Here is a 26,772-nt window from a genome sequence, read left to right on the forward strand (position 1 = left end):
ATGTACGAGGAATTCTACGGTTTCACCGGTCGGCCCTTCGCCCTGAGCCCCGACCCGCGCTTTTTCTATGCCAGCAAGGGCCATAGTCGGGCAATGGCGTATCTCGAATACGGCGTGCAGCTGGAGGAAGGCTTCATCGTTATTACCGGCGAGGTCGGGGCCGGCAAGACGACCCTGGTGCGCAGCCTGTTCGAGACCCTGAGTGACAAGCCGCTGGTGGCGGCGCAGCTGGTCAGCACCCAGCTGGATGCGGAAGACTTGCTGCGTTCGGTCTGTCTCGCGTTCGGACTGGACGATGCCCCCAGTCACAAGGCCGGCCAGCTGCGCCGTCTGGAGACCTTCCTGCACGACACGCGAGCCCGGGGCCAGCGCGCGCTGCTGGTGGTCGACGAGGCGCAGAACCTGGGCCCCGATGCCGTCGAGGAGCTGCGCATGCTGTCCAATTTCCAGGGCGAGGACGGGCCGCTGCTGCAGAGCTTCCTGCTCGGGCAGCCGGAATTCCGGCGCCTGCTGCGGAGCGAGGACATGCAGCAGCTGCGCCAGCGGGTGATCGCGACCTACCACCTGGGGCCGATGGACGAAGACGATACCCGGGCCTACGTCGAGCACCGGCTCGCCCGAGTCGGCTGGAACGAGCGGCCGCATTTCGACGACGACATCTGGGCACGCATCCACGACTACACCAGCGGCATCCCGCGCAAGGTAAACACCTTCTGTGACCGCCTGCTGCTGATGGGGTACCTGGAGGAATGTACCGACCTGGATGCCGCGCGGGCGCAGCAGGTGATCGACGAGATCGAGGAAGATCTGGAAGGGGTCCTGCTGGATGAGGGGCCGTCTGCCTCGGTACGCCCCGCAGACGGGGCGGACGCGGGTGGTCTGGATGACCGCCTGGTGGCCAGTCAGGTCTCCATGCTGCGGATCGAGCAGGATATCGAGGCACTGGAGGAACGCCTGCAGCGGATCGAGCGCAATCTCCTGGTCAACTTCCGGGCGACCCAGGAGGTGCTGAAGATCGTGCGCGACGAGGGCTACGAAACGGCGTCGCTGGCGCCGGTTTCCAGTGCCGCGCAGTCGTAGCGGCCGAGGCCTGACATGCAGACGCAAAGTCCCGATCGGCCCAACGCCCTGACCGTCGATGTGGAGGATTACTTCCAGGTCTCGGCCTTGGCCCCGCGCATCCCGCGCGATACCTGGGACACCCGCGAATGCCGGATCGAGCGCAACCTTGATCGCATCCTCGAGCTGTTCGATCAGAGCGGCGCGCAGGCGACCTTCTTCACCCTCGGCTGGATCGCCGAGCGTTACCCGTATGCGATCCGCCGCATCGTCGACGCCGGCCATGAGCTGGCGAGTCACGGCTACGGCCACGAGCGGGTCACGGATCTGGCGCCCGCGGCCTTCCGCGCCGATATCGAGCGCGCCCAACGCATCCTCGAAGACCTCTCCGGAGCCCCGGTCCGCGGTTATCGCGCACCCAGCTTCTCGATCGGCGAGGGCAATCTCTGGGCGCTGGAGGTGCTGCGCGAGGCGGGACTGGAGTACAGCTCGAGTATCTACCCGGTGCATCACGATCACTACGGTATGCCGAAGGCCCCGCGACACCCGCATCGCCCGATGCCCGCCGGGGTCCTGGAGCTGCCCCCGGCGACCCTCCGCATGGGCGGGCGCAACCTGCCGGCGGCCGGTGGCGGCTATTTCCGGTTGCTGCCCTACGTGATGTCGCGCGGGGCCCTTCGGCGTATCGGGGCGCTGGACGGAATGCCGGCGGTTTTCTACTTCCACCCCTGGGAGATCGATCCCGATCAGCCGCGGGTGTCCGGGCTCGGGGCGCGGAGCCGTTTCCGGCACTACGTGAACCTGCACCGTATGGAGTCGCGCCTGAAGCGTCTGCTGCAGGACTTTCGCTGGGATCGCATGGACCGCGTGTTTGCCGCGGAACTGGCGGCACCCGGGGACCATGCAAGAGTGGCAGGGGCAGACAATGTACGAACCGCCTGATCAACGTGCCAGCGGTACCGGTGCCCTGCAGGTCCGGAAGCTGTGTGCGGCCGACCATGCGCGCTGGGATGCGTTCGTGGAGCACTGTCCGCAGGCCACCTTCTTCCACCGCGCAGGCTGGTCGACCGTTTTGCGCGAGGCGTTCGGACACGAGACGCACTTCCTCTATGCCGAGGTGGATGGCGCCATACAGGGCGTGCTGCCGCTGGCCCGTATCCGTTCCCGTCTGTTCGGGGACTCGCTGTCATCGCTGCCGTTCTGTGTCTACGGTGGTGTGGCCGCAGTCACCGACGGCGCGGCTGCGGCGCTGGATGCCCGAGCACAGGAGCTCGCCCGCAGCCTGAATGTCGATTATCTCGAGTATCGCCTGCGCGAACCGAGGCACCCGGACTGGCCGACCAAGAGCGAGCTCTACTTCACCTTCCGCCGCCTTCTGGATCCGGATGTCGACGCGAACATGAATGCGATCCCGCGCAAACAGCGGCGCATGGTGCGCAAGGGCATCAAGGCGGGCCTGGTCAGCGAAGTCGAACATGACATCGACCGCTTCTACCCGATTTACGCGGCCAATGTCCGGCGCATGGGGACCCCGGTCTTCGGCCCGCATTACTTCCGCACATTGCTCGATGTGTTTGGTGATGATTGCGACGTGTTGACGGTGACCCACGAGGGCGAAGCGGTCGCCAGCGTGGTCAGCTTCTGGTTCCGCAACGAGGTGCTGCCCTACTACGGCGCGGGAACCCCGCGCGCCCGCGAAGTGGCGGGCTACGACTTCCTCTACTGGGAGCTGATGCGCCGTGCCTGCGAGGCGGGCTACCGGGTATTCGATTTCGGCCGCAGCAAGCGCGATACCGGGTCTTTCAGCTTCAAGAAGAACTGGGGCTTCGAGCCGCAGCCGCTGTACTACGAATACGACCTGGTGCGTGCCCGCGAGATGCCGGACGTCAATCCCCTCAACCCGAAGTACCGCTACTTCATCGCCGCCTGGCAGCGCCTGCCGCTGCCCGTGGCCAACTGGCTGGGCCCCAAGATCTCCCGCTCCCTCGGCTGAGCGAATGGAAGGTCAAGGTCAAGTACGTTTAACAGGAAGAAGGGGAGAAAAGAAGGTTTATGGTGTGGGGTTCGGGGAAAAGCTTGGGTTGGGGCAGCCTTTGGCGTTGGTATTTACCCCAGGCGCCTCAACCCCAGAACTCTTCTCATCTTCTAACCTTCCTGTAAACCGCTCTTTAGCCGAAGCCATGTGAGAGCTGTATCGAACCGCACAATGTTGAAGGGACGGGAGCGAAATGGAATTCGACCCGCTTTCGAAGGAAGTGATTGGCGCCGCGATCGAAGTTCATCGAGAGCTGGGCCCGGGGCTAATGGAATCCGTCTACGAGAAATGTCTTGCCCATGAGCTTCGTGAAAGAGGGATCTGTTGCACCACGCAGGTTTCGATGCCGGTTGCCTACCAAGGCGAAACCATTGATGTGGGTTACCGCATTGACGTTCTCGTTGAGGAGTGCCTGATGGTTGAACTGAAAAGCGTGGATGAGCTCAGTGGCTTGCACAAGGCGCAGCTTCTTACCTACATGAAACTTGCGCGAGTCGATACTGGGCTCTTGATCAACTTCAACGCCCCCGTTCTCAAGGACGGGATCCGCCGTCTTGAGCGGCGCGGTATTTCAACTGGCTCTTGAAACTCATTCCATGAGCCTTCCCTTCTTCAAATCTTCCTGTGACCAACTGCAGTTGGCAGATGCCTGATGGATGATCTTTTGTATCTGGTGCACCGGATTCCGTGGCCGCCGAACAAGGGGGACAAGATCCGCTCGCACCATATCCTGCGCTACCTGGCGCAGCACTACCGCGTGCATCTGGGTACCTTTATCGATGACCCGGTGGATGCCGCCTACCTGCCCGAGCTCAAGGAGCTGTGCACCAGCGTCTGTGCCCGTCCGCTGCCACGCCGGCGCGCGCAGTTGCGCGCTCTCACGGGGTTCCTGACAGGCGAGCCGCTGACGGTACCGTGGTATCGCGACCGCGAGCTGGCGCGCTGGGTCCGCACCACCCTGACCCGCCAGCCGGTGGCCTGTGCCGTCGCCTTTTCCTCGGCCATGGCCCAGTACCTGCCGGAAGGAACCGCGCGCACCCGGGTGGTCGACTTCGTGGACGTAGATTCCGACAAGTGGACCCAGTACGCGCCGACGCGGCGCTGGCCTATGAGCGCCATATATCGGCGCGAAGGGAGACGGTTGCTGGCATACGAGCGCCAGGTCGCGCAGGCCAGTGACGCCAGTCTGTTCGTGTCGCCGGCCGAAGCGGACACCTTTCGCGAGCAAGCACCGGAAGTGGCGGACCGGGTGCATGCCCTGAACAACGGTGTCGATGCCGCCTTCTTCTCGCCCGATGCGGTTGCGGCACCCGGTCCCTATGCGGACGGGGTGCGCACCGTGGTGTTCTCGGGGGCGATGGATTACTGGCCCAATGTCGATGCCGTGATCTGGTTCGCCGACCACGTCCTGCCTGCGCTGCGGCTCGAACATCCCGGTGTGGAGTTCTGCATCGTTGGCAGCCGGCCGGCCCCGGAGGTGATGGCGCTGGCGGATCGCCCCGGTGTCACGGTGACCGGATTCGTGGACGACGTGCGACCGTGGATCGCGCACGCGACCGTCGTCATTGCACCCCTGCGAATTGCCCGTGGGGTGCAGAACAAGGTCCTGGAGGCGATGGCCCTGGCGCGCCCGGTCGTGGCCAGCCCGCAGGCTCTGGAAGGCCTGGCCGCGATGGCTGGGCGCGAGGTGATCCGTGCCGAGGCCGAACCGGGCGCGTTCCTGCAGGCCGTTTCCGGATATCTGCGTGCACCGGATCCGGCGCTCGGGCACGCGGCGCGCACCCGGGTGCTGGCGGACTATGACTGGGCGCGCAATCTCGCGCACCTGGGCGAGTTTCTCCGCCTGCACCCCGGCGGGCTTCCCGGCGCCGAGCCGGTCCCGGAGGCTGCCCATGGACGCTGAAACGCTCAACATCCGGGCGTCCGTCCGCGGCTCGTCCTGGTGGCTGGCCGGGCCGGTGCTGGTGCTGGGTCTCGCCGTGCTGGGATGGATGTTCTACCCGACGTTCGAATCCATTGTGGCCGTCTGGAACCGTTCGGAGACCTTTGCCCATGGTTTCCTGATTGTCCCCATCGTGCTGTTTCTGTTGTTTCTCAAGCGCGAGGAGGTGCTGGCCCTGGAGCCGCGACCATCCTGGTGGGCGCTGGTGCCCCTGGTGGGCTTTTCCCTGGTATGGGTGGCGGGAGAACTGGTGGATGTGGTGTCCGTGCGCCAGTTCGCGGCCGTGCTGATGATCCCCGCGCTGTTCTGGCTGGTCCTGGGCAACGCGATCAGCTGGCGCCTGCAGTTCCCCCTGGCGTACTTGCTGTTCGCCGTTCCGTTCGGCGAATTTCTGGTACCGCCGCTGATGGACTTCACAGCGGACTTCACCGTGGCGGCAGTCCAGCTCACCGGGATCCCGGTTTATCGCGACGGGCTTTACTTCGATCTGCCCACCGGACGCTGGTCGGTGGTAGAGGCCTGCAGTGGCGTACGCTACCTGATCGCGTCGGTCGCGCTCGGGACCCTGTACGCCTATCTGATGTATCGCAGCACCTGGCGGCGGCTGGTGTTCGTCGGTGTCTCCGTCGTGGTGCCCATCGTGGCCAACGGGCTGCGGGCCTACATGATCGTGATGATCGGGCACTTCAGCGACATGGAACATGCGGCCGGGGTCGATCACCTGATCTACGGCTGGATCTTCTTCGGCGTGGTGATCGCGCTGATGTTCGGCATCGGAGCCTTCTGGCGCGAGGACATGGACCCACCCCGCGCGCCGGTGCGCACCGCCGCCCCCGGCCGCTCGCTGCGGGCCGGACGGTTCGCCGCGGCGGCCGTTCTGGCCGTGGTGCTGGCCAGTGCCGCCCCGCTGTATGCGGGCTGGATGAACCAGCGGGATCTCGGCCCGGTCGCCGGCCTGGGTACGGGGCCGCTGGCACCCGCCGGCTGGCGGGTGCTGGAAGATCAGGCGGATGCCTGGGAGCCGGGATATCGCGGCTCCCGGGACGGCCGTGGCGGCCTGGTCGTCGGGGACGGAGGCGGGCCGCCGGTGGGCATGCACGTGCTGTTTTATCGCGAGCAGCATCGGTACGGGAACATGGTGGGCTGGAGCAACACCCTGGCCGGGCGTCACCGCGCGGCGGCCTGGTCGCAATCGCATCGCGGGCGGGCCACCGTCGAAGGCTATCCCGATCCGGACCGTTTCCTGCTGAACGGCCCGGGACAGCAGTTCCTGGTCTGGCGCTGGTACTGGGTGGATGGTCGGCTGACCACGCGCCCGCACGCAGTGAAGGCCCGCGAGGCGCTGAACCGATTGGTGGGCGGTCGGGACGACGCGGCGCTGGTCGTGCTCTATGCACCCTATGGCGCCGAGTCCGGCGAAGCGGAGCGGGTGCTCGGGGCCTATGCGGAGGATGTTCTCCCCGGGCTCCTCGAGCAGCTCGACGGCGTCGCGCGACAGTGACGGAGCCCTCTGCCAAAGCCGCCGCCCGGAAGGGAGACCCTCGCCCCTGTGTGGCACATGTGATCCACCGCCTCGACATCGGCGGGATGGAGAATGGACTGGTCAACCTGATCAACCGCATGCCGGCGGAGCGCTTCCGGCACGCCATCATCTGCATGACCGACTACACCGACTTCCGCCGGCGTATCCGGCGCGAGGATGTCAGCCTGTATGCCCTGCACAAGCGCGAGGGCAAGGACCCGCGGGTCCACGTCCGCCTGTGGCAACTGTTGCGCGCCCTGCAACCGGATATCGTCCATACCCGGAACTTCGGCACGCTGGAGGCGCAGGTGACCGCCGCGCTCGCCGGCGTGCGGGCGCGGGTGCACGGCGAGCATGGCTGGGACGTCGGCGACCTGGATGGCACGCGTGACCGCAACCGCCGCCTGCGCCGCCTGGTGCGACCGCTGGTCGGTCACTACATTGCCCTGTCGCAGCACCAAAAGGCATATCTCCGGGATGCGATCGGCGTGCCCGCCGCGCGCCTGTCGCACGTCTTCAACGGCGTGGATACCGGCCGTTTCGCGCCCCCGACAGCCGGGTTCGTGCCGCCCTTTCCGGAAGGTTTCCGGCGGGGCGACACCTTCGTCATCGGTTCGGTCATGCGCATGCAGGCCGTCAAGGCGCCGCTGGATCTGGCGCGGGCCTTTGTCGCGCTGCGCGAGCGCATGCCCGCGGATTTCCCGCGTCTGCGCCTCGCCATGATCGGGGACGGTCCGCTGCACGGCGAGCTCCGGCACTTCCTGGAGCAGGCCGGGGTGGCCGACCAGGCCTGGCTCCCCGGTGCCCGGGAAGACATCCACGATTGCCTGCGGGCGCTGGATCTCTTCGTGCTGCCCTCGCTGGCCGAAGGCATCTGCAACACCGTGCTGGAAGCCATGGCCACCGGGCTCCCGGTGGTTGCGACGGACGTGGGGGGGAACCCCGATCTCGTCCAGCCCGGGATGACCGGGGCCCTGGTTCCGGCCGGCAATCCGGAAGCGACCGCCGACGCACTCATGGGGTATCCGGGCGACCCGGCGCGGACCGCGCGCGAAGGTGCGGCCGCTCGTGCCCGGGCCGAGGCAGCCTTCAGCATGGACGCGATGGTCGCGGGGTACATGGGGGTGTATGACCGGGTGCTAGTGAACGGGGGCGCGGCCCGGCGTTAGTTCGGGCGCTAACGCCAGCCGCCGTGTGCCGCGGATTGCGGGCGCTGCGTGGCGGGGTTGTCGTTTATGCTGAATTTTCCGTGATGGTGCGAAGGGCCTTGCCCGACTCAGTGCATTCCCGGCTGTACCGACCAGCGCCTCTCCCGGCAAGGAAGCGATCAGGAACCCGACATGTGCGGCATTACCGGCATCTTCGATCTGCGCGACCGGCAGCCGATCAATCGGTCCCTGCTGGAGGCGATGAACGAGACCCAGTTTCACCGCGGTCCGGACGAGGGGGGTGTGCACCTGGAGCCGGGCGTCGGGCTGGCGCATCGTCGCCTGTCGATCATCGACCTCTCCGGCGGGCAGCAGCCGCTGTTCAACGAGGACGAAACCGTCGTTGTGACCTACAACGGCGAGATCTACAACTTCCCGGAGCTGACCGCCGAGTTGCAGCAGGCGGGGCACCGGTTCCGCTCCCACTGCGATACCGAGGTGATCGTGCATGCCTGGGAGGAGTGGGGCGAGGCCTGCGTACAGCGCTTTCGTGGCATGTTCGCGTTCGTCGTCTGGGATCGCAATCGCGACACCCTGTTCCTCGCCCGCGACCGCCTGGGGGTCAAGCCCCTGTACTACAGCGCGCTGGCGGACGGGCACCTGATCTTCGGCTCGGAGCTCAAGGCGCTGATGGCGCATCCGGGGATGCCGCGAGAGATGGATCCGCACGCGGTGGAGGACTATTTTGCCTTCGGCTATGTGCCGGAGCCGCGCAGCATCTTCCGGGGCGTGCACAAGCTGCCGCCCGGCCATACGCTGACCGTGCGCCGTGGACAGGGCAACCTGAGCGAACCACGCGAATACTGGGACGTTCCGTTCGCGGAAAACGGCGTCACGCACCTGGACACGGCCGCCGAGGAACTCACCGCCCGCCTGCGCGAGGCGGTAGACATCCGCATGGTGGCAGACGTCCCGCTGGGCGCGTTTCTCTCCGGCGGGGTGGACTCCAGCGCGGTGGTCGCCATGATGGCGGGCCTGTCCGACGACCCCGTCCGCACCAGCTCCATCGGCTTCGCCGATCCCGCCTATGACGAGTCCCGCTACGCGCGCCTGGTGGCCGAGCGTTACCACACCGATCACCAGACGCAGGAGGTTGATCCCGATGACTTCGCGCTGCTGGATCGGCTGAGCGGGCTGTACGACGAACCGTTTGCCGACAGCTCCGCGCTGCCGACCTATCGCGTCTGCGAACAGGCGCGCCAGCAGGTGGTGGTGGCGCTTTCCGGGGACGGCGGCGACGAGAACCTCGCCGGGTACCGCCGCTACCGCCACCACCTGGCCGAGGAACGCCTGCGGTCGCCCCTGTCCCTCGGGCTGCGGCGGCCGCTTTTTGGCACCCTTGCGAAACTCTATCCGAAGGCCGACTGGGCCCCACGTCCGCTGCGCGCCAAGGCGACGTTCCAGGCCCTGGCGCGGGACTCGGTCGAGGGCTATTTCCAGGGGGTATCCATCCTGCGTGACGATCTGCGCGCGCACCTGTTTTCCCCGGCGTTTCGGCGCTCGCTTCAGGGCTACAGCGCGGTGGAGGTCCTGCGTCGGCATGCGGCGCGCGCTCCCACCGAGCACCCGCTGTCGCTGGTGCAGTACCTGGACATGAAGACCTACCTGCCGGGCGACATCCTGACCAAGGTCGACCGCGCGAGCATGGCGCATTCGCTGGAGGTCCGGGTGCCCCTGCTCGACCACCAGCTGGTCGAGTGGACCTCGGGCCTGCCCCCGGATCTCAAGCTGCGGGGGACGGAGGGCAAATACGTGCTGAAAAAGGCCATGGAGCCCTACCTGCCGGAGGAGATCCTCTATCGGCGCAAGAAGGGCTTCGCCGTCCCGGTCGCCGAGTGGTTTCGCGGACCGCTGCGTGAACGCATGCGGGCGCAGGTGCTGGGGCCGCGCATCGCCGACTCCGGCATCTTCAACATGGACTATCTCAAGACCCTCGTGGACCAGCACACCAGTGGTGCCCGCGACCACAGCCCGGCCCTGTGGTCGCTGTTGATGTTCGAGGGCTTCCTGGCCCGGGCCCAGAGCCCGCAGCTTTCTGAACCAAGCGGGAGCTAACCAATGTACGGACGCCGACCTGTCGCTGATGCCAAACGGGCCTCCAGGGCTATTCTCAGCAACTTTCTGGCGAAGGGGGCGCCGGGCCTGTACGTACGGCTGACGGGGGAAACAGGGCGCGGCAAGAAGGCGGAAACGCCCCAGTCAGTTGCTGATTATTTCCGCACTTGTTTCTCGGATTATTTCGAAAAACTTGGCGTGGGAGCGGACGCTGTTGATGAATGGCTCGAGGGGAAGGTGCTACTGGAATATGGACCCGGGGATGTGCCTGGTGTTGGTCTGCTAATGCTGGCCCACGGTGCCGAAAAGGTAATTTGTGTCGATCGGTTTTCGCTCAATCAGCGGACCTCATTTCAGGTGTCGGTGTTGCAGGAAATCCTCGACGGCCTGGAAGGCGAATCCCGACGACGAGCCGCCTCGTGTTTCGTGCAAGAGGGTGATCCCGCCTCCGGCTTCAAGCCGGCACGTTTGGAATACCGCGTGACACGAAGCGGTTTGTCCGGCCTTTCAGAGGAGGTCGATCTGGTGTATTCACGAGCGGTCCTTGAGCACGTGAATGATCTGGGTGCCACTTTTGATGATATGGCCCGTGCGCTCAAGCCGGATGGAGTCGCGATCCATCAAGTGGACCTGAAGAGCCATGGCTTGCATCGGGAAAATCCGCTTGATTTTCTGACTTGGCCGGCCCTTCTGTGGCGACTCATGTACGAAGGCAAGGGCGTTCCGAATCGCTGGCGTCTTAATCGTTACCGCCAGGCCCTGGGAGATAGCGGAATGGTTGCTCTAAGCATTGAGCCGACAGCGCTTGCCGAGCAGGAGGATATCAACGCCGTTCGCCCGTTCCTTGCGACACCTTTCCGCGAATTGGATGACGAGACACTGCAATGTCTGGGCTTTTGGCTGGTTGCCACCAAGGATACCGACAAGGAAGTTGAAGTCGGGTCGGTCTGATGAGAATCCTGCATGTCCTTGATCACTCTATCCCGCTGCACAGTGGGTATACCTTCCGCACGGCCGCCATCCTGCGCGAGCAGCACCGGCTCGGCTGGGAGACGTTTCATTTGACCAGCCCCAAGCAGGGGGCGGTGGAGGCGGACGAGGAGGATGTCGACGGCCTGCACTTCTACCGCACGCGCTATCGCCCCGGGACGCTGCCGGGGCTGGGCGAATGGGGGCTGATGGGCGCCCTGACCCGGCGCCTGGAGGCCGTGGCCCGGGAAGTGCAGCCGGACGTGCTGCATGCCCATTCCCCGGTTCTCAATGCCCTGCCGGCCCTGCGGGTCGGCCGGCGGCTCGGCATCCCCGTGGTCTACGAGGTGCGGGCCTTCTGGGAGGATGCCGCGGTGGATCACGGGACCAGCCGCGAACACGGACTGCGCTACCGCATGACGCGCGGTTTCGAGTCATACGTGTTCCGCCGGGTGGACCACGTGACGACCATCTGCGAAGGCCTGCGGCGGGACATCGTCGCCCGGGGTATCCCGCAGGACCGCGTCACCGTGATCCCGAATGCGGTGGATGCCGAGGCCTTCCGCCTGGGCGGGGCGCCGGACGTCGAGCTCAAGGCGCAGCTCGGGCTGGCCAATGCCCGGGTGCTGGGCTTTATCGGCTCGTTCTATGCCTACGAGGGGCTGGACCTGCTGCTGGAGGCCTTTCCGCGCATCCGGGCGCAGGCCCCGGATGTACGCATCCTGCTGGTGGGTGGCGGGCCGCAGGCGGAACGCCTGCAGGAGCAGGCCCGGCGCCTGGGCATCGCCGATCAGGTCGTCTTTGCGGGTCGGGTGCCGCATGACCAGGTGCAGCGCTACTACGACCTGGTGGATCTGCTCGTCTACCCACGGCACTCGATGCGGCTGACCGAGCTGGTGACCCCGCTCAAGCCGCTGGAGGCGATGGCCCAGGGGCGACTGCTGGTGGCCTCGGACGTCGGCGGACACCAGGAACTGATCCGGCACGGCGAAACCGGCTGGCTGTTCCCCGCCGACGACCCGGGGGCGCTGGCGGACACGGTGCTCGACACCCTGGCCCGCGAGCCCGAATGGGATGCGGTACGCGCCGCGGGGCGCCGCTTTGTCGAGCAGGAACGCACCTGGGCGAGGAGTGTGGCCCGCTACCAGGCGATCTACGAACGTCTGCGGGGTGTCGTGGAGCCCGCCCATGCCCGGTGACCGGCGTCATGCTGGCCGGCGCCCGCGCCTGGTGGTGTTCACCCGCGTCTACCCCAACGCGGCGCAGCCCAACCTGGGGCTGTTCGTGCGCGAACGCATGCGGCGGGTGGCCGAACATCTGGACCTGGTCGTCGTGGCGCCGGCCCCGTGGTTCCCCTTCCAGGGGCTGCTCGGGCGTCTCCGGCCGCACTCGCGCCCGCCGCTGCCGCGCTACGAGGAGCAGGACGGCATTGCGGTTTACCACCCGCGGTTCTTCTGTTTTCCGGGCGTGCTCAAGTGGACCGACGGGTTCTTCCTGGCGCTGGGCAGTTTCTGGCTGATGCGGCGGTTGCGGCGCGATTTCCGGTTTGAGCTGATCGACGCCCACTTTGTCTATCCCGATGGCGTGGCCGCGCGCTGGCTGGCGCGCTGGTTGCGCTGCCCCTACACCATCACCCTGCGCGGCAGCCTCGTGCGCTTCGCCGGCAGCGCCCTGCATCGGCGCCAGATCAGCCGGGCGATGAGCGCGGCGGCGCGGGTGTTCTCGGTGGCGGACTCGCTGCGGCAGGATGCGATCGCCTGGGGGCAGGCCCCCGGGCATGTGCAGGTCGTCGGCAACGGCGCGGACCTGCGGCGTTTCCATCCCGAGGACCGGGCCGGGGCCCGCCAGCGCCTGGGTCTGCCGCAGGAGGGCCGCTTGCTCGTGTCGGTGGGGGGGCTGACCGAGCGCAAGGGCTTTCACCGGGTGATCGCGACCCTCCCCGAATTGCTGCGCACGCAACCCGACCTGCACCTGGTCATTGCCGGCGGCGCGACCCCCGAGGGCAACAACGAGGCCGAGTTGCGCCAGCAGGTAAGGAGCCTGGGTCTGGAAGACCGGGTCTGGTTCCTGGGGCAGGTATCGCCGGAAGACCTGCGTTTCGTCTATTCGGCTGGTGACGTGTTCGTCCTGGCCACCCGGTTCGAGGGCTGGGCGAATGTCTTCCTCGAGGCGTCGGCCTGCGCCCTGCCGATCGTGACCACCCGGGTTGGAGGCAACGCCGAGGTGGTGAATTCCGATCAGGTCGGGATCGTGGTCCCGTACGGCGACCATGACGCGCTGCGCGACGCCCTGCTGGAGGCGCTCGAGCGCGAATGGGACCGCGAGGCCATCCTGGCCCATGCGCGGGCGAATGCCTGGGAGACGCGGATCCCGGAGCTGGTTGCAGCCTTCGAGCAGATCGCGGCCGCGGATACCGCGACGGCCCCCGGGACCGCGCGGTCCGGCTGAACATGGGGCTTTATACCCAATGGGTGGCGCGCGGCCTGTTCCCGCTGCAGGAGCGGCTCAAGGGTCACCCGACGGTGGCGTGGCACAAGGCCCTGGAAGCCACTCAGTGGTGGACGCCGGAGGCCCTGCAGAGCCTGCAGCAGCAGCGGCTGCAGGGGCTTCTGGAACGTGTCGCGCGGCAGGTGCCGTTCTACCGGGAATGGTTTGCGCAACAGGCCTGGTCGCCTGCGGCGTTCTCCGGCATCGCGGACCTTCAGCGCCTCCCGGTCATCGACAAGGCACTGATCCGCGAACAGGGCGCGGCCTGGCGCGCGGAGGGCGCGAGGAACCTCGAAGAGCAGCACACCAGCGGGTCGTCCGGCGAGCCTCTGAGGTTCTGGCTGGGCGCGGATCGCATCGGCATGGATATCGCCGCAAAGTGGCGGGCAACCCGCTGGTGGGGCGTGGACGTGGGCGACCGCGAACTGGTCCTGTGGGGATCCGCCGTCGAGAACGAGGCCCAGAACGGCCTGCGTGCCTGGCGCGATCGCCTGTTCCGTTCGTATCTGGTGCCGGCCCGCGACCTGAATCCGGCGCGGCTCGACCGCATCATCGAGCAGATCCGCCAGCGGCGTCCGCGCATGCTGTTCGGGTATCCGTCGGCATTGTCCCGCGTGGCATGGCGGGCGCGCGAGCGAGGGCAGCGGCTGGATGATCTCGGGATTCGTGTCGCCTTCACAACCTCCGAGGTGTTGCGCCCGGAGTGGCGCGCGGTGATCGGCGAGGTGATGGGCTGTGGGGTCGCCAACGAATACGGCGCGCGCGACGCCGGGTTCATCGCCCGCGAATGTCCGGCGGGGGGCATGCACATCACGCCCGAGGCCCTGATCGTCGAGATCCTGGATGCGGAGGATCGACCGGTGCCGCCCGGCGCGACCGGAAACATCGTCATCACCAACCTGGTGGGCCCGGAATTCCCGTTCATCCGCTATCGCACTGGGGACCGGGGTGCACTGGACCCGCGTCCCTGCCCCTGCGGGCGCGGCCTGCCGCTGCTGCGCGACATCGACGGCCGTGCCAACGACGGCCTGATCACGACGGACGGTTCCTGGATCCACGGCAGCCGCTTCAACTACCTGATGCGCGACCTGCCCGGGCTGCGCGCCTACAAGGTCATCCAGCACGACCGACACCACGTCGAGGTGCTGCTGAGCCTGGTCGCCGCACTGCCGGCGGCCGCCGAGGGGCGCCTGCGCCGTGCATTGGTCGACGCGCTGGGGCAGGCGGTCCAGGTGGATGTGCGGGCGGTGGATGCCATCCCGCCGGAGCCCAACGGCAAGCACCGCCATGTTGTCTGCCGCGTTCCCGATACCGATCAGCCAGCCCGGAACGCCTGAGTACTCACCACGAAGCGCACGAAGATACGAAGAAGGGCTAGTTAACAGGAAGTGGGGAAAACGGGAAGATTCGTGATGGTGGTGCCGAGGCGTGCCGGGTGATCATGATAGCCCCCAGCGCGGCGCGTGCAGGTGAACCGGGAAGCCGGTGTCTCGTGCGTGGGCGTGGTTGGAGGCCGAGATGCGTTTCGCTGCGCTCAACACATCCTACCCGCTACTGGGAACCCGGCTCAGGCAGTTTGCTTACACGAACGGAATTCCCGGATCTGTTTCAGGTCCGCCTGTTCCGATTGCTCCGCCTTGAACAAATCCCAGCGTACCTGAAGGTTCAACCAGAAATCGGGCGACATGCCGAAAAAGCGTGCCAGACGCAGCGACGTACTTGGCGTAATGCCGCGCTTCTGGTTCACGAGCTCGTTGATGCGCTGATACGGAACATGGAGCGCGTCCGCCAACTGGCGCTGGGAGATATGCATCGGCTCCAGGAACTCTTTCGCCAGCATTTCACCGGGGTGGGTCGGCTGTCGGTGGGTAGGGATGCGGACCATGATTGTGCCTCAGTGGTAATCCGTGATTTCGACCTGGTCGGGCCCGGAGTCTGTCCAGGCGAAGCAGATCCGATATTGCTCGTTGATTCGAATGCTGTGTTGGCCTTTTCGCTCTCCCGCCAGGGCCTCCAGTCGGTTACCCGGCGGGACTCTCAGCTCCTCAACGTTCATGGCCGAATCCAGCAATTCCAGCTTTCTTGCGGCAACCCGCCATACAGATTGTGGGCAGACCTTGCGAGCAGCCTTCGACGAAAGCCCGTTGAAGATATCCTCAGTGCCTCGATCCTTGAAGCATACAATCATGGAAACACGGTATCACGGGTTCCATGCTATTCCAAAACCTGAAAAGGGCGGGGCGAAGGGCGGCGTGGGTGTCACGGCCTGGAGATCCCGGCTCTCCGCTTCGCTGCGGCCGGGATGACGATGGTGGTGTGCTGCGGCCCGGATGACGGGGATATGGAAACCGTTGCAGTCGGGAGCCCCAAGCGGTCGATCGCGGGCCATTTCGTCCAGAGCGTTCGCGCGTTTCCCGCCTTCCTGTGACCCGCCCTTGCGTCGTGTCTTCGTGCTTTTCGTGCTCTTCGTGACTCATGCCAGGCGGGCGGCGGGGTGCGATTCGAGCCAGAGGTCGAGCATCATCAGGATCCAGACGAAATCGCCGTAATAGGCTGCGTGGCCCTCGCGGTGCAGTCGGATCAGCTCGTCGATGAAGTCGTCGCGGAGGAAATTGCGGCCCTTCAGTCGCAGCAGGCTGTCGTATGCCAGCTCCCGCAGCGGCGCGTGCTCCTGCATCCAGACGCCGAACGGCAGGCCGAAGCCGTGTTTTTTCTTGTCGATGATGGCGTCGGGCAGGAAACCGGTAAACGCCTCCTTGTAGAAGTGGCGCAGGCGGCCCTTCTTTAGTTTGAGGTCCGACGGCACGCGGCACGAGAACTCGACCAGATCGTCGTCCAGCATCGGGAAGGCGACATCGACGCCGGCCAGCTGGCACATCCCGGTCACCTTGCGCAGGTCGTTGTCGGCCAGGGTTTGCTGCCAGTCCAGGTACATCATGCGGTTGAGGGACGACGCCGATTGGGGCTGCGCGTAGATCCCGCGCATCAACTCCCAGGGGGCCTCGCGGTCCACCGCCGCGAGAAACTCCGGTGCGAACATCGTCTCCGGCGCCAGGCGGTGCAGGTAGTTGTAGGTCTGCAGTCGATCCGGCAGCGGGATACGCGCCTGTTCCACGTAGCTGCGGGCCTTGCCGGCCAGCGGCAGGCCGCGCGGCAGGCGGGTGAACAGCGGATCCAGCAGGTGGTGGCGCAGCGGCGCGGGGATCCGGCCCCAGTGTTCGAATACGCCCTGCTTGGCGTAGCGCGCATTCCCCGCGAACAGCTCGTCGCCGCCATCCCCGGCCAGTAGCCGGGTGATGCCGGCGTCGGCCGCCATGCGGGCGCAGAAATAGGCCGGCAGGGCCGACGAATTACCGAAGGGCTCGTCGTAGCTGCCGGCGATCCGGGGCACGGCGTCGACGACGTCCTCCGGCGTCACGTAGTACTCGTGCGCCTGGGTCCCGAAGTGCCGCGAGGCGATGCGCGCGTACTCCATCTCGTCGTATCCGGGCGCATCAAAGCCGATGCTGAAGCTGTCGGCCCCGGGGTGCATGCCGGCGAGCATCCCGGCCACCGTCGAGCTGTCCAGGCCGCCGCTCAGAAAGGCGCCGGGGCGGGGGGAGTCCGCACGTCGTTCCACCGCTGCTTGCGCGTGTTCGTGCAGGGCATGTTCCAGGGCCTCGGGCGTGGCCGCACTGTCTTCCTCGAAGCGCGGGCGCCAGTAGCGGGACACCTCGGCCCGGTCGCCGTTGTGGGTCAGGCGGTGGGCGCCCGGCAGTTTCTCCAGCCCGGAGAACAGGCTGACCGGGGCCGGAAGCATGTGAAAGAAACAGTAGTGGTAGAGCCCCTCGCGGGTCACCTCGGTGGCAACCGCCGGGTGTGCGGCCACGCATCCGGCACTGGTGCCGAAGGCCACGCCGCCATCCAGGTGCGCAAAGTGAAGCGGTGTCTGGCCCAGGCGGTCGATGCCGGCCACCAGGCGGCCGTGCCCGGAATCCACGATGGCCAGTGCATAGTCGCCGCCAACCTGCTCGAAGAGGCCGATGCCGTGCTGCCGCCAGGCCTCCAGCAGGGCTTGCGCCGGGTCGTGCTCTCGCGCCCGTCGGGCCAGGGCAGGGTCCCGCCATTGCGGATGGCCAGTGATGGCGGCAATGACGTCGGCATCCTGCGCGATCCAGCCGCCCCGGACCCGGCAGCCGCCCAGGCGGTTCGTGCATTGGGCGTCAGGCGCCCCGGAGAGCCCCGGGAGCGCCTGCCCCTGGGCCTCAAGGGCGCCGGCCGGTGATGCGGCATTCACCGCGAACCATCCACAAAGTCCCGCCATCCGTCCGCCTGTTGCCTGGTCGGGCCAGGGAAACGTTGATTGATGTATGCGTTCGCGCTCGAGTCGTTGTTGCTTGCTGACAAGGCGCGGGATGCGCGGGGCGAGGCCGCGCGCACTGCTCGCGAGCACGGATCCGTGCCGTGCTGGACCTCATTCTACGTGCGGGTCCGGGTGCGCGAGGTGGTCCGAGGCCCAGGGCTTTAACGAGCCGATCACGCAGGGGGCGCGGTCTGCCGGCACCGATCTGGACAGCCCGTGCAGATGCGGTAACCTGCCGGATAACCCGCATCCCCGGCCGGGCACGGATACCCGACTTCAGGAACCTTGATATGTCGACGCTCGATCACACCCGGAATCTGCTGGACAGTGCCCTGAGTCTGAATGGACGCGCTCAGCACTTCGATCGCAACACCACGCTGTTGGGTGGCGTACCGGAGCTGGACTCGATGGCGGTCGTTTCGCTGATCACCTCGATCGAGAGCCATTTCGACATCGTGATCGATGATGACGATGTCAGCGCCGAGACCTTCGAGACGCTCGGCACTCTGGTCGATTTCATCGACTCCAAGCTCGACCGCTAGGCGCGCGGCATGGAAGCCGGGTTCCTGGAGGGCAAGGCCGGGCCGGTATTCCATGTGCTCCATCTGCCGGATGGTCCCTCCATCCGGGGTGCCGTCCTGTTTGTCCCGCCCCTGGCCGAGGAGCTCAACAAGTCCCGTCGCATGGTGAGCCTGCAGGCGCGCCGCCTGGCGCAGGCGGGCTACGCCGTGTTGATCCCGGACCTCTACGGGTGCGGCGACAGCGGCGGCGACTTTGGCGACGCGGACTGGGATCTCTGGCTGGACGACCTCGCACGCTGCAGTGAACACCTCGAGACGCGTTGCCCGGCGCCGTTCATGGTCTGGGGGTTGCGGGCGGGTTGCCTGCTCGCGGGTGATTTTCTGGCCATGCGTGCGCAGCCGGCCGCCGCCGCGATCTACTGGGCGCCCGTGACGAATGGCGAACAGCACCTGACCCAGTTCCTGCGCCTGCGCATGGCCGCCGGGCTGATGGGTGGGCAGAAGGAAGGTACCGCCCAGCTGCGGGCCCAACTGGATGCGGGAGAGCCGCTGGAAGTCGCCGGGTATACCCTGGCACCCGGGCTGGCCGCGCGCCTGGCGGCGGCCCGTCTGCGGCGGCCGCATGCGGAGGCGGTCGAATGGTTCGAGGTGGCCGCGCAGGACACCGCACCGCTGCCGCCGGCGAGCGAACGCCTGATCGAGCGCTGGCGAGAGGAGGGCGCCGCGGTCACCGCGACGGTCGTTGCTGGCGATGCCTTCTGGTCCACCCAGGACATCGTCGAGGTGCCGCAATTGCTGGAGGCGACCATGCAACGCCTGGAGGCTCTCCCATGAGCGAGCGCGCCGTCGTCTTCCAGGTGGGGGAGGACGAACTCCTGGGGATCCTGCATCCCGGCGCGGAGGGCGCCCGGCGTGGCGTGCTGATCGCCGTGGGTGGGCCGCAGTACCGGGTAGGCAGCCACCGCCAGTTCCTGCTCCTGGCCCGACATCTCGCGGCGCAGGGGATACCCGTTTTCCGCTTCGATTTCCGCGGCATGGGCGATTCTTCCGGTGCCCAGCGAACGTTCCACGACGTGCACGACGACCTGCATGCGGCCGTCGATACCTTTGCAGGCGAGGTGCCGGGGATGCACGAGGTGACCCTGTGGGGTCTGTGTGGCGCGGCCTCTGCGGCGTTGTTCTATGCCTGGCGCGACCCCCGTGTGACAGGCCTGGTGCTGGTCAACCCCTGGGCCCGCACCGAGGAAGGGCTGGCTCGGGCCTACCTGAAGACCTACTACCTCCAGCGCCTGTTCTCGCGCGATTTCTGGTCCGGGGCCCTCAAGGGGCGTTTTAACCCCTGGGTGTCCCTGCGCTCCCTGGGGCGCATGGTCGGCACTGCGGTGGGTTCCGGTTCCGGTGGGGCCTCCGGCGAGCCCGACAACACAAGCCCGGATCGCATCGACAAAGGCCCCCTGCCGGATCGGATGGCCGAGGGCTGGCGGCGCTTCCAGGGGCCCGTCCTGGTGATCCTGAGCGGCGATGACCTGACCGCGGCCGAGTTTCGCGATGTGGCGACGAACGCGCCGGCATGGAGTGGATTGCTGCAGGAGCCGCGCGTGACCTTGCGCGAACTGCCCGGTGCCAACCACACCTTTTCTCGCCGCGTGTGGCGCGACCAGGTGGCGCTGTGGACGCATGACTGGCTACAGACATTGCCGGAACGAGGGCGGGAGTGATGTCGTCCGTGGAGCAAGCCCGGACGAGCAGCAGGGCCCCGGCCGCGCCGGAGGGTCGTGACCGCAAGCCCCTGGTCTCGGTGATCATGCCGGCCTACAACACGGCCGCATATATTGCCGAGTCCGTCGACAGTGTTCTGGATCAGGACTACCCGGGCATCGAGCTGATCGTGGTAGACGACGGCTCGACCGACGGGACGCTCGACATCCTGCGCGGATATGGTGACCGCCTGACACTGCTGACCCAGCAGAACCAGGGGGCGGCCGTGGCCCGCAATGCCGGCGTCGCGAGGGCAGGCGGTGACTACATCGCCTTTATCGACTCCGACGATGTCTGGCTGCCGGGAAAGGTCGCGGCTCAGGTGGACTACATGGACCAGCATCCCGGGATCGGGATGACCTTTACCGCCTGGGCCACATGGAAGCCCGATCCGTCCGGCACGTTCCTGAAACCCGATGCGGCCAAGGGCGCGTACCCGATGAACCCTGACGGCAAACCGCTCGTGGATCGTGGGTCCGGGTGGCTTTACAACCGTCTGCTCTTCGGCTCGCTGCCTCACACCATCACGGTGATGATGCGACGCGACCTGGTGGGACGTGTCGGACAGTTCGACCCTGATCTCAAAAGGGGGCAGGACTACGATTACTGGTTGCGCGCGTCGCGCTTGACCGAGATCCACCAGCTGAACCTCGTGACGGCTCTCTACCGGCTTCATGGCGAGGGCTGCATCACCAAGTACCCCGACACGAACTATGAATACGAGGTCGTCCGCAAGGCGCTCGGCCGCTGGGGTCGGGTTGGCCCGGGCGGAGAGCAGACGTCACGCGGCGCGATTCGCAGGCGCCTTGCCGAGACCTGCTTCAGTTTCGGCTATCACCATTACTGGGAGGGGGACCCGAGGCTGGCGGCACGATCGTTCCTGCAGTCGACGCTTCGGGACCCCTGGTCCGTGTCCACCTGGGCCTACCTGGTCCTGAGTGCCGGGAAGAGTGTGGCAGGGAGACGCAAGGCGCGGTGAGGCATTGGGTCGGACCCGGCATCGTCCGGGCTGATTAAGGGCCCTCGGCAAGACCCAAGCCGGAGACAGGAGGAGGTACCATGACTGAAGATCCATCTTCCGCCCAGGCCGAGCGGGTCGAGGCCGAGGCCTACGAGAGCATGATGCAGCTGGCCGAAAGCGCGGGCATCCCGGGCTTTCGAGCGGTCCGCAGCGGGACGCATGTTGCCCTGATCGCCCCGGGCCTGAAGAAGATGCTGGTCTTTAACCGGGTGCTGGGATTGGGCGTTTCAGACCCGGCAACCGAGGGCCATATTGATGAACTAGCGGCCCTGTACGCCGAGCATGACCTTCCCTGGGCAATCGAGCTCAGCCCTCATGCCCGCCCGGAGTCCGTTCTCCAATGGCTACGCGATCGCAGGATTCGCCGGGGGGCGGCATCTGCGGTCCTGATGCGGGCCAGCAGCGACGTCCCCGAGGGGAAGAGCGATCTCGAGATCCGCCCCTGGCGGCCAGAAGACGAAGATGCTGGCGCCGCGCTGGCGGTCGATGCGTTCTCCGTGCCGCAGGAGGCAAAGGCCCTTCTGGCGGAACTGCCGCGATCATCCAAATGGCGTCAGTGGCTGGCGCTCGACGATGGAACGGTGGTGGCAACCGGCCTGTTGTATCTCGGGGACGGGGTGGCCTGGGCCGGGTGGGAAGCAACCCGCCCGGACTACCGTGGACGTGGCCTGCATGGGGCGCTCATCTCCGCTTGCCTCAGGGACGCGTCGCTGCATGGGTGTACGTCGGTGATCACGGATACCGCCGTGGGGACACCGGACAGACCGGACCCGTCCTATCAAAACCACCTCCGCAAGGGGTTCGAGGTATTGCATCTCCGGCATACGTACCTGGCTGTCCCTGGAGTGGTCGCGCCGGCGTAGCCTGGAAACAGACGTTGGCCAGAGGCTCGGCGCAGCCTCGTGGTTACGGGGTCGCCGTCTCTTCCAGGGTCGAGATCAGTGCCTTTCGGTCGGCCTTGCCATTGGCGTTGAGCGGCAGGTTGTCCAGCGAGTGGATGGCCCGGGGCACCATCACCGTGGGCAGTCGCTGGCGGAGTCGGTCGCGTATGGCCGATTCGTCCATATCTTCCGCGACCACGAAGGCCACGATCCCCGAGGCGCCGCTTTCCGTTCGTGGCCATCCGACGGCCACGGCCTGGTCCGTACCGGCGGCCTCGCGCAGTGCGGCCTCGACCTCGCCGAGCTCGATCCGCACCCCGCCAATCTTGATCTGGTGATCCAGGCGCCCGAGAAAGATGATCGGTTCGCCCGCGGCCGGCCGGCGCACCAGGTCCCCCGTGCGGTAGTGCACGCGCCCATCGTCTTGGTGCACAAAGGCCTTCGCCGTGCGTTCGGGGTCCTTCCAGTAGCCGGGCGTCACCTGCGGGCCACTGATCAGCAGTTCGCCCTCGGCCCCGACCGGCACCTCCCGCAGGGCCTCGTCCGCCACGCGCAGGCCGACCTGGTTGCCCGGATAGCCGATCGGGACCATGCCGTGCTCGCATTCCGCCGGCGAGCGCTCCCCGTCCCAGCGGTAGTAGCAGGCATCCACCGTGCATTCGGTGGGCCCGTAGGCATTGTCGACAATGGCATTGGGGGCGGCGGCCGCCATCGCCTCGGCCAGCTCCGCTGACAGGGCCTCCCCGCCAAAGCGGCACAGGCGCAGATCCGGGAACCGTCCCGGCGCCCAGCCGTTGCGGCGATTCATCCCGTGCCCGGCCGAGGGGGTGATGTCGATTACCGTGAGCGCCTTGTCCGCGATGTAGCGGTTGGGGTTGAACCACTCCTTGGCGGAGGGGCAACACAGGCAGGCGCCAAAGGCCCACGACACGTACAGGTCGAACATCGAGGAATCGAAGGTGATGTCGTAGAACTGCGAAAAGCGGTCCGTCTCGCTAATGCCGAACTCGCGGTAGCGCTCCTGAGACATCTCCACGAAACGGGCTGCGTTGCGCTGCAGAACGCCCACGCCCTTGGGCTTGCCCGTGCTGCCGGAGGTGAAGAACAGGCAGGCCAGGTCATCCGGGGATACGGCTGCCGGCGCCCAGTCCGCGGGCCGATGGGAATCGCCGGCCACCCGGAAGTCGTGTCGGGGCCAGCGCGTTTGCAGGTCCTCCAGTCGCTGCGTATCGGGTAGCAGGATCAGGAACGGCCGGGAGAATGCCTGCAGGAGTTCATCGAGCCGCTCAAGACCCTGGGCATCCACCAGCAACGCTGACAGATCGGCCTGTTCGGCCATGGCCACCGTACGTTCCGTGGGAAACCCCGGGTTCAGCGGAACCAGAGCTTGGCCGGCCATCAGGGTGCCCAGAATCCCGCGGTACATCGCGAGCGAGCGCTGGGCCAGCACACCGACCCGGCGGGGCCCGGTCGGGCTCTGCTGTAGCGTGTGCGCAATGTCCGCGCCGGCTGCGAACAGCTCCTCGTAGCTCAGGACGCGACCCTCGACATCCAGGGCGGGGCGTTCCGGGAAGCGTTCGACGGAGCGCAGGAAGCCGGTCAGTAAACCCTTCGTTATCCTGGCGTTTGGCATGGGTGCAGTCCTCGCTCTCCTCGGGAACCCTTTACTGCTGCGGCTCTCGGGGGTTTTTGGGTCGGCCCGGACTGGCGGTCCATCTGGCCAGTCGTACCCAGGCACGTCCACGGTGCCTTCAGCGCAGCATCCGCGAACGCCCCATCTCGTACAATCCAGACGAGAAGCCGGCCGCCAGGCCTGGCTAACGGCCGCCTGATGGCGGTTGTCTACGGGGCCGCGACAAGGCCCCTCGTGCGAAGGATCCCGATTCGGCGAAACCATGCTGCAAACTCTGCACAAGCTGAATGCCCTGCTCGACCCCCGCGATCGCGGCAAGGTTGGCCTGCTGGTGATCCTGATGATCGTCACGGCCTTCATGCAGACCGCGGGCATCGCCTCGGTCATGCCGTTTCTGGCGGTGCTCTCCGACCCCAACATGGTCCACGACAACGAAATACTTCGTCTCGCATACGAGTGGCTCGGATTCCAGTCCACGGGGGGCTTTCTCTACTTCCTGGGTGTGGCGGCGTTCGTACTCTTTGTCACCGGCACTGCGCTCCAGGCGCTGAACCAGTGGGCCATCACACGGTTTACCCACATGCAGCAGTACGAGCTGTCGCGGCGCCTGATGGGGGACTACCTCAGCCGTCCGTTCACGTTCTTCCTAAACCGGAATTCCGGGGACCTTGCCAAGACGGTCCTGCAGGAGACCACTCAGGCGATCAACGGGGCCCTGATGCCAGTCCTCCGGCTAGTCAGCCAAGGACTGCTGGCGATGTTCATCATCGCATTGCTGATCGTAGCCCAGCCCTGGCTGGCCCTGATCGTCGCGTTTTCTCTGGGGGGTATCTATGGAGCCATCTACGTTCTCGCGCGCACGTGGCTGAACCGCATCGGGCAGGATCGCGTGGAGGCGAACCGCCAGCGCTTCACCGCGGCGGCGGAGGCCTTTGCCGGCGCAAAGGAGATCCGCCTGCTGGGACGGGAGCGCGACTATCTGGAGCGCTACCGCCACCCGTCCAAGCGCTTTGCCAGCCACCAGGCGAATGCGGTTTTGCTCCAGAGCCTTCCGCAATACGCGATCGAGGCCATCGCCTTTGGGGGGGTCCTGGTGTTGGTGCTCTACCTGATGGCGGGCGACGGGGGGCTGGCCCAGGCGCTACCGCTGATCGGTCTGTATGCGCTTGCCGGGCGACAATTGATCCCGGCCTTCCAGAAAATCTTCCAACAGGTTGCCTCGTTGCGCTTCAGCACGGCAGCGGTGGACAACATTCTGAAAGACCTGGGCAACCGCCCGGAAAGCACGCCGATGCTCGCGCGCAATGACCGGCCTGAGCCCTTCGTCCCAACCCGATCCATCGAGGTGAGCGGTCTGACTTACCGGTACCCAGGGCTCGAACGCCCCGCCCTTGAAGACGTCACGCTGGAGATACCGGCTCGCAAGACGGTTGGTTTTGTTGGTTCATCCGGCGCCGGCAAGAGCACCCTGGTAGATCTTCTGCTGGGCCTTTTGGAGCCCCAGCAAGGCACCATCCGAATCGATGGCGAACCCCTCACGCGGGAGAACGTCCGCCGCTGGCAGGCCACCCTGGGTTACGTGCCACAGCACATCTTTCTGGCGGACCAGAGCGTGGCAGCAAATATCGCCCTGGGTGTACCGGAAGAGAAAATCGACCATAAGGCCGTGGAGAAGGCGGCCCGCCTGGCCAACCTGCACGAGTTTGTCATGCGGGATCTGCCCGACGGGTATGCCACCGTCATTGGTGAGCGCGGCACCCGCCTTTCGGGTGGACAAAGACAACGAATTGGCATCGCCCGGGCGCTATACCGGGACCCCGCTGTGCTCTTTTTCGATGAAGCCACGAGTGCGCTGGACAACGCCACCGAGCGCGCTGTGATGGAAGCGCTACACAACCTATCCGGAGATAAGACCATCATTCTGGTCGCCCATCGGCTGAGCACTGTCCAGCCCAGCGACCAGATCTTTGTCATGAAAGATGGACGCATCGCCGACCAGGGAAACTGGTCAGAACTTTCCGAGTGCAGCGAACCATTCCGGCGCCTCGCGGCAGGTGTCCTGTAGCGTTGGAATCTCAATGCAGAGAAGGAAATACCGCCAAATGACATCAGGTGCAGAACAGGTAATAGTCCAGCCCCACGCGGTTCGCCGTCGTGCCCTGTCCATCGGCACCAATCCAAAAGTGCTTGCTCGCTGCGTTTGCCCATGAAACCCACACCTTTCAGCTGTGGCCCTGCCGGGCCGGATGCGCACCTTCTGGATCGCATCCGTTGCCGTCTGGAGGAGCGCTTAAATCAAAAGATCCGCGCTTGCGATTGTGTCCGGTCGACCGTCCGTCAAAGTTCGTCCGTGTACCAGGTGCGGATCGACCTTGAAACGGATTCACTGCTTGCCTGGATCAAGATCCTCCATGGCCCGGACGGCGTCGATTCCCGGAAAGCAAGCCAGACCCTCAGAGACGCTGATCTGACCGAATTTCTCTTCAGGCACGAACGTGCGAGCCGTGCCTTCGGTGTGCCGGAGATGCTCCTCACGATTCCGGATGCCGGTGTGATGGTTACCCGGCACGCCCCCGGTGAGCGCGTTCAGAACCTGCTTGAGGCTATTCCCAGAATGACCTGGGGACCGCGAAACATCGATCAACTCGCAGATGTGTCCCATCGCTGCGGGAAATGGCTACTAGAATTTCAAAGCCTGACTCAGGGTTTCTGCCCCGCTCAGGGGACAGAGGCAGAACCGCCCTACCAGAAGAACCTTGACTCTATGGTTGACCAGGCTTCCGGCCGATTGACCGAGGCTCAGGCGGCCGGCACTCTGGTTTTTTCCCGCGAGGAGCTCGATGGATTCAAGGGTCAGCTTGCCCGGCTCTCTGCGCAGTCCAGCGGAGAAGCACCATTTTGTGCAGTTCATGCCGATTTCTTTGCAGGTAACCTGCTCGCATCGCCGGACAAAATAACCGGTATCGATTTCTCCAGCAGTACGTACGGATCCCCGCTTTTTGATCCTGGCTACTTTATCTTCCAGACAGAGACCCTGTTTAAAAATAAGCTTGTTCCGAAAGCGACACCGAACGTGATCATTCAGGCCTTTCTCGATGGCTATGGATTTTCCCGAAGCCCTGGGGAGTTCTGGTCGGCAAGCCCCGGCCACAAGATCGTCCGGTTCTCGTTAAATGCATCCAGAATTGTAAGTTGCAGCAATATTAATGGCATGAGCATGCCACGCCGTTTTATCCGGCTTCGGCATGCTCGCAAGCTGCTTGAGGAGCTGAAGTCCATATAGTGTTGGGTATATGCACATCTGTCAGCCCACGCCATGTTTAACGAGTCTGGCGCTCA

At 65.8% G+C, this 26,772-nt stretch carries 23 protein-coding genes; 19 read left to right on the forward strand and 4 right to left on the reverse strand.

Annotated elements, in window-relative coordinates; translation table 11 throughout:
* From F817_RS0105845 to F817_RS0105900, 12 genes are all read left to right on the forward strand, one after another.
* The gene (locus F817_RS0105845; protein ID WP_024326771.1) at nucleotides 1-1,080 is read left to right on the forward strand and encodes an XrtA/PEP-CTERM system-associated ATPase; all 1,080 of its coding nucleotides are present in this window, start codon (nucleotides 1-3) and stop codon (nucleotides 1,078-1,080) included.
* A gap of 15 nt (nucleotides 1,081-1,095) precedes the next feature.
* Nucleotides 1,096-2,001 carry an XrtA system polysaccharide deacetylase gene (locus tag F817_RS0105850; RefSeq protein WP_024326772.1) on the forward strand — a complete coding sequence of 302 codons (906 nt, stop codon included), beginning with the start codon at nucleotides 1,096-1,098 and terminating at the stop codon, nucleotides 1,999-2,001.
* Complete coding sequence (locus F817_RS0105855) at nucleotides 1,985-3,052, forward strand: FemAB family XrtA/PEP-CTERM system-associated protein (protein ID WP_024326773.1); 1,068 nt, start codon at nucleotides 1,985-1,987, stop codon at nucleotides 3,050-3,052. Before F817_RS0105850 ends, F817_RS0105855 begins: the two co-directional genes overlap by 17 nt.
* Before the next feature lie 235 nt (nucleotides 3,053-3,287).
* Complete coding sequence (locus F817_RS0105860) at nucleotides 3,288-3,680, forward strand: GxxExxY protein (protein ID WP_024326774.1); 393 nt, start codon at nucleotides 3,288-3,290, stop codon at nucleotides 3,678-3,680.
* Between the two features lie 66 nt (nucleotides 3,681-3,746).
* Nucleotides 3,747-4,997, forward strand: a complete 1,251-nt coding sequence (locus F817_RS0105865) for a TIGR03087 family PEP-CTERM/XrtA system glycosyltransferase (protein ID WP_024326775.1) — start codon at nucleotides 3,747-3,749, stop codon at nucleotides 4,995-4,997.
* A complete protein-coding gene (gene xrtA, locus F817_RS0105870) occupies nucleotides 4,987-6,537 on the forward strand; it encodes an exosortase A (RefSeq protein WP_024326776.1) in 1,551 nt (516 codons plus the stop codon). The genes F817_RS0105865 and xrtA overlap by 11 nt, the downstream gene beginning before the upstream one ends.
* A 50-nt stretch (nucleotides 6,538-6,587) precedes the next feature.
* On the forward strand, nucleotides 6,588-7,727 hold the full coding sequence (locus tag F817_RS0105875; RefSeq protein WP_024326777.1) for a TIGR03088 family PEP-CTERM/XrtA system glycosyltransferase: 1,140 nt from the start codon (nucleotides 6,588-6,590) through the stop codon (nucleotides 7,725-7,727).
* A 171-nt stretch (nucleotides 7,728-7,898) separates the two neighbouring features.
* Nucleotides 7,899-9,821, forward strand: coding sequence for an XrtA/PEP-CTERM system amidotransferase (locus F817_RS0105880; protein WP_024326778.1), 1,923 nt, complete (start codon nucleotides 7,899-7,901; stop codon nucleotides 9,819-9,821).
* Nucleotides 9,822-9,824: 3 nt separating this feature from the next.
* Complete coding sequence (locus tag F817_RS0105885; protein WP_051132326.1) at nucleotides 9,825-10,772, forward strand: methyltransferase domain-containing protein; 948 nt, start codon at nucleotides 9,825-9,827, stop codon at nucleotides 10,770-10,772.
* Complete coding sequence (locus F817_RS0105890; RefSeq protein WP_024326779.1) at nucleotides 10,772-11,989, forward strand: TIGR04063 family PEP-CTERM/XrtA system glycosyltransferase; 1,218 nt, start codon at nucleotides 10,772-10,774, stop codon at nucleotides 11,987-11,989. Before F817_RS0105885 ends, F817_RS0105890 begins: the two co-directional genes overlap by 1 nt.
* On the forward strand, nucleotides 11,979-13,238 hold the full coding sequence (locus F817_RS0105895) for a glycosyltransferase (RefSeq protein WP_024326780.1): 1,260 nt from the start codon (nucleotides 11,979-11,981) through the stop codon (nucleotides 13,236-13,238). The genes F817_RS0105890 and F817_RS0105895 overlap by 11 nt, the downstream gene beginning before the upstream one ends.
* Nucleotides 13,239-13,240: 2 nt before the next feature.
* Nucleotides 13,241-14,614: a phenylacetate--CoA ligase family protein gene (locus F817_RS0105900; RefSeq protein WP_024326781.1), complete on the forward strand. Its 1,374-nt coding sequence runs from the start codon at nucleotides 13,241-13,243 to the stop codon at nucleotides 14,612-14,614.
* Between the two features lie 230 nt (nucleotides 14,615-14,844).
* Here F817_RS0105900 and F817_RS0105905 read toward each other — a convergent pair whose 3' ends face one another.
* From F817_RS0105905 to F817_RS0105920, 3 genes are all read right to left on the reverse strand, one after another.
* On the reverse strand, nucleotides 14,845-15,162 hold the full coding sequence (locus F817_RS0105905) for a HigA family addiction module antitoxin (protein ID WP_024326782.1): 318 nt from the start codon (nucleotides 15,160-15,162) through the stop codon (nucleotides 14,845-14,847).
* A 9-nt stretch (nucleotides 15,163-15,171) separates the two neighbouring features.
* On the reverse strand, nucleotides 15,172-15,465 hold the full coding sequence (locus F817_RS0105910; RefSeq protein ID WP_024326783.1) for a type II toxin-antitoxin system RelE/ParE family toxin: 294 nt from the start codon (nucleotides 15,463-15,465) through the stop codon (nucleotides 15,172-15,174).
* A gap of 285 nt (nucleotides 15,466-15,750) precedes the next feature.
* The gene (locus tag F817_RS0105920; protein WP_024326784.1) at nucleotides 15,751-17,580 is read right to left on the reverse strand and encodes an asparagine synthase; all 1,830 of its coding nucleotides are present in this window, start codon (nucleotides 17,578-17,580) and stop codon (nucleotides 15,751-15,753) included.
* A 329-nt stretch (nucleotides 17,581-17,909) separates the two neighbouring features.
* Between F817_RS0105920 and F817_RS0105930 the strand changes: the two genes are divergently transcribed.
* The 5 genes from F817_RS0105930 (at nucleotide 17,910) to F817_RS0105950 (ending at nucleotide 21,782) form a co-directional block, all read left to right on the forward strand.
* Complete coding sequence (locus F817_RS0105930) at nucleotides 17,910-18,161, forward strand: phosphopantetheine-binding protein (protein ID WP_024326785.1); 252 nt, start codon at nucleotides 17,910-17,912, stop codon at nucleotides 18,159-18,161.
* Between the two features lie 9 nt (nucleotides 18,162-18,170).
* Complete coding sequence (locus tag F817_RS0105935; protein WP_024326786.1) at nucleotides 18,171-18,974, forward strand: hydrolase 2, exosortase A system-associated; 804 nt, start codon at nucleotides 18,171-18,173, stop codon at nucleotides 18,972-18,974.
* Nucleotides 18,971-19,858: a hydrolase 1, exosortase A system-associated gene (locus F817_RS0105940; RefSeq protein WP_024326787.1), complete on the forward strand. Its 888-nt coding sequence runs from the start codon at nucleotides 18,971-18,973 to the stop codon at nucleotides 19,856-19,858. The genes F817_RS0105935 and F817_RS0105940 overlap by 4 nt, the downstream gene beginning before the upstream one ends.
* Nucleotides 19,858-20,877 (forward strand): glycosyltransferase, encoded by a 1,020-nt coding sequence (locus F817_RS0105945; protein ID WP_024326788.1) that lies wholly within the window; start codon nucleotides 19,858-19,860, stop codon nucleotides 20,875-20,877. Before F817_RS0105940 ends, F817_RS0105945 begins: the two co-directional genes overlap by 1 nt.
* A gap of 80 nt (nucleotides 20,878-20,957) precedes the next feature.
* Nucleotides 20,958-21,782 (forward strand): GNAT family N-acetyltransferase, encoded by an 825-nt coding sequence (locus tag F817_RS0105950; protein WP_024326789.1) that lies wholly within the window; start codon nucleotides 20,958-20,960, stop codon nucleotides 21,780-21,782.
* 43 nt (nucleotides 21,783-21,825) lie between these two features.
* Here F817_RS0105950 and F817_RS0105955 read toward each other — a convergent pair whose 3' ends face one another.
* Entirely contained in the window at nucleotides 21,826-23,433 is a 1,608-nt protein-coding gene (locus tag F817_RS0105955) for an amino acid adenylation domain-containing protein (protein ID WP_024326790.1), read from the reverse strand.
* A gap of 262 nt (nucleotides 23,434-23,695) precedes the next feature.
* Here F817_RS0105955 and F817_RS0105960 point away from each other — a divergent pair, with 262 nt between their 5' ends.
* A complete protein-coding gene (locus F817_RS0105960) occupies nucleotides 23,696-25,498 on the forward strand; it encodes an ABC transporter ATP-binding protein (RefSeq protein ID WP_024326791.1) in 1,803 nt (600 codons plus the stop codon).
* Nucleotides 25,499-25,639: 141 nt separating this feature from the next.
* Nucleotides 25,640-26,716, forward strand: coding sequence for a phosphotransferase family protein (locus F817_RS0105965; protein ID WP_081644464.1), 1,077 nt, complete (start codon nucleotides 25,640-25,642; stop codon nucleotides 26,714-26,716).
* Nucleotides 26,717-26,772: the final 56 nt, after the last annotated feature.

The sequence above is a fragment of the Thioalkalivibrio sp. AKL19 genome, from assembly GCF_000420165.1.
In the GTDB taxonomy this organism is placed as follows: domain Bacteria; phylum Pseudomonadota; class Gammaproteobacteria; order Ectothiorhodospirales; family Ectothiorhodospiraceae; genus Thioalkalivibrio.

Coding starts and splice junctions, on each gene's coding strand:
- F817_RS0105845 (WP_024326771.1), top strand. CDS start 1: ATGTACGAGGAATTCTACGGTTTCACCGGTCGGCCCTTCGCCCTGAGC.
- F817_RS0105850 (WP_024326772.1), top strand. CDS start 1,096: ATGCAGACGCAAAGTCCCGATCGGCCCAACGCCCTGACCGTCGATGTG.
- F817_RS0105855 (WP_024326773.1), top strand. CDS start 1,985: ATGTACGAACCGCCTGATCAACGTGCCAGCGGTACCGGTGCCCTGCAG.
- F817_RS0105860 (WP_024326774.1), top strand. CDS start 3,288: ATGGAATTCGACCCGCTTTCGAAGGAAGTGATTGGCGCCGCGATCGAA.
- F817_RS0105865 (WP_024326775.1), top strand. CDS start 3,747: ATGGATGATCTTTTGTATCTGGTGCACCGGATTCCGTGGCCGCCGAAC.
- xrtA (WP_024326776.1), top strand. CDS start 4,987: ATGGACGCTGAAACGCTCAACATCCGGGCGTCCGTCCGCGGCTCGTCC.
- F817_RS0105880 (WP_024326778.1), top strand. CDS start 7,899: ATGTGCGGCATTACCGGCATCTTCGATCTGCGCGACCGGCAGCCGATC.
- F817_RS0105885 (WP_051132326.1), top strand. CDS start 9,825: ATGTACGGACGCCGACCTGTCGCTGATGCCAAACGGGCCTCCAGGGCT.
- F817_RS0105890 (WP_024326779.1), top strand. CDS start 10,772: ATGAGAATCCTGCATGTCCTTGATCACTCTATCCCGCTGCACAGTGGG.
- F817_RS0105895 (WP_024326780.1), top strand. CDS start 11,979: ATGCCCGGTGACCGGCGTCATGCTGGCCGGCGCCCGCGCCTGGTGGTG.
- F817_RS0105900 (WP_024326781.1), top strand. CDS start 13,241: ATGGGGCTTTATACCCAATGGGTGGCGCGCGGCCTGTTCCCGCTGCAG.
- F817_RS0105905 (WP_024326782.1), bottom strand. CDS start 15,162: ATGGTCCGCATCCCTACCCACCGACAGCCGACCCACCCCGGTGAAATG.
- F817_RS0105910 (WP_024326783.1), bottom strand. CDS start 15,465: ATGATTGTATGCTTCAAGGATCGAGGCACTGAGGATATCTTCAACGGG.
- F817_RS0105920 (WP_024326784.1), bottom strand. CDS start 17,580: ATGGCGGGACTTTGTGGATGGTTCGCGGTGAATGCCGCATCACCGGCC.
- F817_RS0105930 (WP_024326785.1), top strand. CDS start 17,910: ATGTCGACGCTCGATCACACCCGGAATCTGCTGGACAGTGCCCTGAGT.
- F817_RS0105935 (WP_024326786.1), top strand. CDS start 18,171: ATGGAAGCCGGGTTCCTGGAGGGCAAGGCCGGGCCGGTATTCCATGTG.
- F817_RS0105940 (WP_024326787.1), top strand. CDS start 18,971: ATGAGCGAGCGCGCCGTCGTCTTCCAGGTGGGGGAGGACGAACTCCTG.
- F817_RS0105945 (WP_024326788.1), top strand. CDS start 19,858: ATGTCGTCCGTGGAGCAAGCCCGGACGAGCAGCAGGGCCCCGGCCGCG.
- F817_RS0105950 (WP_024326789.1), top strand. CDS start 20,958: ATGACTGAAGATCCATCTTCCGCCCAGGCCGAGCGGGTCGAGGCCGAG.
- F817_RS0105955 (WP_024326790.1), bottom strand. CDS start 23,433: ATGCCAAACGCCAGGATAACGAAGGGTTTACTGACCGGCTTCCTGCGC.
- F817_RS0105960 (WP_024326791.1), top strand. CDS start 23,696: ATGCTGCAAACTCTGCACAAGCTGAATGCCCTGCTCGACCCCCGCGAT.
- F817_RS0105965 (WP_081644464.1), top strand. CDS start 25,640: ATGAAACCCACACCTTTCAGCTGTGGCCCTGCCGGGCCGGATGCGCAC.